General features: G+C 60.7%; 4 protein-coding genes. All 4 read left to right on the top strand.

What is annotated here, in order from left to right; translation table 11 throughout:
- A partial coding sequence (locus DBR24_RS08215) for a sulfite exporter TauE/SafE family protein (RefSeq protein WP_146188992.1) occupies positions 1–595 on the top strand: 595 nt, incomplete at its 5' end.
- 114 nt (positions 596–709) lie between these two features.
- On the top strand, positions 710–1,258 hold the full coding sequence (locus tag DBR24_RS08210) for a sugar ABC transporter ATPase (RefSeq protein ID WP_123466059.1): 549 nt from the start codon (positions 710–712) through the stop codon (positions 1,256–1,258).
- Between the two features lie 116 nt (positions 1,259–1,374).
- The gene (guaB, locus tag DBR24_RS08205; RefSeq protein ID WP_123466061.1) at positions 1,375–2,844 is read left to right on the top strand and encodes an IMP dehydrogenase; all 1,470 of its coding nucleotides are present in this window, start codon (positions 1,375–1,377) and stop codon (positions 2,842–2,844) included.
- Positions 2,845–2,969: 125 nt separating this feature from the next.
- Positions 2,970–3,724 (top strand): glutamine-hydrolyzing GMP synthase (guaA, locus tag DBR24_RS08200; RefSeq protein WP_128614470.1); only part of this gene is annotated, 755 nt, incomplete at its 3' end.

Raw genomic sequence — 3,724 nt, 5'->3', positions numbered from 1 at the left:
GCTGGTGCTGCTGGATTTCGTCGCGGCGTTCGGCAATCTGTTGCCCTCGCGCCGGGACGTGGCGAAACCCGAGCTGCTGCGTTTGTTGCCGTGTATGGCGGTGGGTTGCACGTTGGGAGTGATTTTCCTGCTCAATCTCAAATCCGATGTGCTGTTGCTGTTGATGGGGCTGTTTATCAGCGCCTATGCCGTTTACAGCCTGTGGGTGAATGTGCGGCCGACGCAATTGTCGGCGGCGTGGGCCGTGCCGATGGGCACGGTGGGCGGGTTGTTCGGGGCGTTATTCGGCAGTGGCGGCTTCTTGTATGCGATCTATCTCAACAGTCGCCTGCCGAAAGAGGCGGCCCGGGCCACGCAAAGTGCGTTGATCAGTTGCAGCACGGTGGTGCGTTTGAGCCTGTTCGCCATCGCCGGTGTGTATGCCGAGCTACCCTTGTTGATGCTGGCGCTGTGTCTGTTGCCGGCCATGGCATTGGGGCTGTGGATCGGGCGGCGGTTGACCATGCGTTTGTCGCGCGAGGCGTTTGTGCGGCTGGTGACGTGGCTGGTGCTGGCCAGCGGGATTGCGTTGATCGGACGCTATCTCGGCACTTGACCGGATTTTGTCAGGGATTAAGCTGCCGGCCGCGCTGACGCCTTCGCGAGCTTGCCCGCGAAGGCAGCGGAGTGAGCACCGCAGAATTTCCATTTGACGTCGCAGGCTGCACCCATGAATTCGCAAAGCATCATCGTCCCGAAAATCTCCACCCTGCCGGTCCACGAACCCCGGGCACGGGCGATCGTGCGTTGGCTGGTGCGCAAGAACATCGTCAAGGAAGAGCTCACGACCTGCGGACGCACCGGCAATCGCATGGGGTACGCCTTGGCTGACGGTGCGCGGGCGGTGGTGCTGCATCCCGAGGCGCTGCCGTTTGGCGAGCCGGTCAACGGGCTGGAGATCATCACCAAACGCTGCATCTATACACCGGCCAAGGGGTTTCTCGAAGAAGCCGGTTGCGCCGAGTGTCGCCGCGAGGTTGGCGAAGCGTTGTTCGAAAGCCTGGAAGACTGGATGCCTGGGCGCACCGACAACTTCACCTGCCCGGAATGCGGGCATGAAGACGACATCAACGGCTTTCTGTATTTGCAGGAGTGCGCGTTCTCCAACCTTGGCTTCATCTTCAACAACTGGCTGGAGGCCGGGTTCAAGCAGAGCTTTATCGACGAATTCGCCGATTGGCTCGATCAACCTGTCTCTTGGGTCAAGGTGGAGCTGTAGCGGCGGGGATCTCCGTATATCAGCAACATTGATATTAGGCTGAGTTTTACATTGAACAGCAGGGGGTGGATGACTATAATGGCGCGCTTCCATTTTCCCGCTCGGGAGCCCCCGCGATGCTGCGTATCAGCCAAGAAGCTCTGACATTCGACGACATTCTCCTAGTGCCCGGTTATTCCGAGGTGCTTCCTAACGAAGTCAGTCTCAAGACCCGCCTTACCCGTGGCATCGAGCTGAACATTCCTCTGGTTTCTGCCGCCATGGACACCGTTACTGAAGCCCGTCTGGCAATCGCCATGGCTCAGGAAGGTGGCATCGGCATTATCCACAAGAACATGACCATCGAGCAGCAAGCTGCCGAAGTGCGTAAGGTCAAGAAGTTCGAAGCCGGCGTCGTCAAGGATCCGATCACCATCGAGGCGGATGCCACGGTGCGTGACTTGTTCGACTTGACCCGCATGCACAACATTTCCGGCGTTCCGGTGCTGCACGATGGCGACCTGGTCGGCATCGTCACTTCCCGTGACGTACGCTTCGAAACCCGTCTGGATGCCACCGTGCGCGAAGTGATGACGCCTAAAGAGCGTCTGGTCACTGTGCGCGAAGGCGCCGACAAGAACGAAGTCCGCGAGCTGTTGCACAAGCACCGCCTGGAAAAAGTCCTGATCGTCGACGACAAGTTTGCCCTCAAAGGCATGATGACCGTCAAAGACATCGAAAAAGCCAAAGCCTACCCGCTCGCCAGCAAGGACGATCAAGGTCGTCTGCGCGTTGGCGCTGCCGTCGGTACCGGTAAAGACACCGGTGACCGCGTTGCCGCGCTGGTCAATGCCGGTGTGGACGTCGTGGTGGTCGACACCGCGCACGGTCACTCCAAAGGTGTGATCGACCGCGTTCGCTGGGTCAAGGAAAACTTCCCTGAAGTGCAGGTGATCGGCGGCAACATCGCCACCGGCGCTGCCGCCAAGGCCCTGGCCGAAGCTGGCGCCGATGCGGTCAAGGTCGGTATCGGCCCAGGCTCGATCTGCACCACGCGTATCGTCGCCGGTGTTGGCGTGCCGCAAATCAGTGCCATCGCCAACGTCGCCGCTGCCCTCGAAGGCACTGGTGTTCCGTTGATCGCCGACGGTGGCATCCGTTTCTCCGGTGACCTGTCCAAGGCCATCGTGGCGGGTGCGTCCTGCGTGATGATGGGCTCGATGTTCGCCGGTACCGAAGAAGCGCCGGGCGAGATCGAACTGTTCCAGGGCCGTTCGTACAAGGCTTACCGCGGTATGGGTTCGCTGGGCGCCATGTCCCAGGCGCAAGGCTCGTCCGACCGTTACTTCCAGGACTCCTCGGCAGGCGCCGAGAAGCTGGTGCCGGAAGGTATCGAAGGCCGTGTGCCGTATAAAGGCACCCTGACGGCGATCATTCACCAGTTGATGGGCGGTCTGCGTTCCTCGATGGGTTACACCGGCAGTGCCGACATCGAAGAAATGCGCACCAAGCCCGAGTTCGTGCGGATCACCGGTGCCGGTATGGCCGAATCCCACGTTCACGACGTGCAGATCACCAAAGAAGCGCCAAACTACCGAGTCGGCTAACGCCGACAGCTATAAGCCACAAGCTATAAGCTGCAAGCGGTACTGCATTCATGCAGCTACCGCGCAGCTTCCGATAACTTGCAGCTTGCAGCTTGAAGCTTGCAACTGCTTTTCAGAGCTCTACCATGGCCCTCGATATTCACGCTCACCGCATCCTGATCCTCGACTTCGGTTCGCAATACACCCAACTGATCGCCCGCCGCGTGCGTGAGATCGGTGTGTACTGCGAACTGCACCCGTTCGACATGGACGAAGATGCGATCCGCGAATTCGCTCCTAAAGGCGTCATCCTCGCCGGCGGCCCCGAGTCCGTGCACGAAGCCAACAGCCCGCGCTGCCCGCAGGCCGTGTTTGACCTGGGCGTACCGGTCTTCGGTATCTGCTACGGCATGCAGACCATGGCCGAGCAACTGGGCGGCAAGGTGGAAGGTTCCGAACTGCGTGAGTTCGGCTACGCCCGCGTTGACGTGGTCGGCAAGAGCCGCCTGCTCGACGGCATCGAAGATCACATCGACGCCGACGGCCTGTTCGGTCTCGACGTGTGGATGAGCCACGGTGACAAGGTCACCAAAATGCCGGCAGACTTCCACATCCTCGCCAGCACCCCGAGCTGCCCGATCGCCGGCATGTTCAACGACGAACGCGCTTACTACGGCGTGCAGTTCCACCCGGAAGTGACCCACACCAAGCAGGGCGGTCGCATCCTGTCGCGCTTCGTGCTGGACATCTGTGGCTGTGAAGCCCTGTGGACCCCGTCGAAGATCGCTGAAGACGCCATCGCCAACATCCGCGCACAAGTCGGCACCGACAACGTGCTGCTGGGCCTGTCCGGCGGTGTTGACTCCTCGGTGGTTGCCGCACTGCTGCACAAGGCCATCGG

The sequence above is a fragment of the Pseudomonas sp. HMWF006 genome (genome assembly GCF_003061205.1).
GTDB lineage: Bacteria > Pseudomonadota > Gammaproteobacteria > Pseudomonadales > Pseudomonadaceae > Aquipseudomonas > Aquipseudomonas monsensis.
The sequence above is the reverse complement of the archived record's forward strand: the minus strand, read 5'-3'. Positions and strand labels throughout refer to the sequence as shown.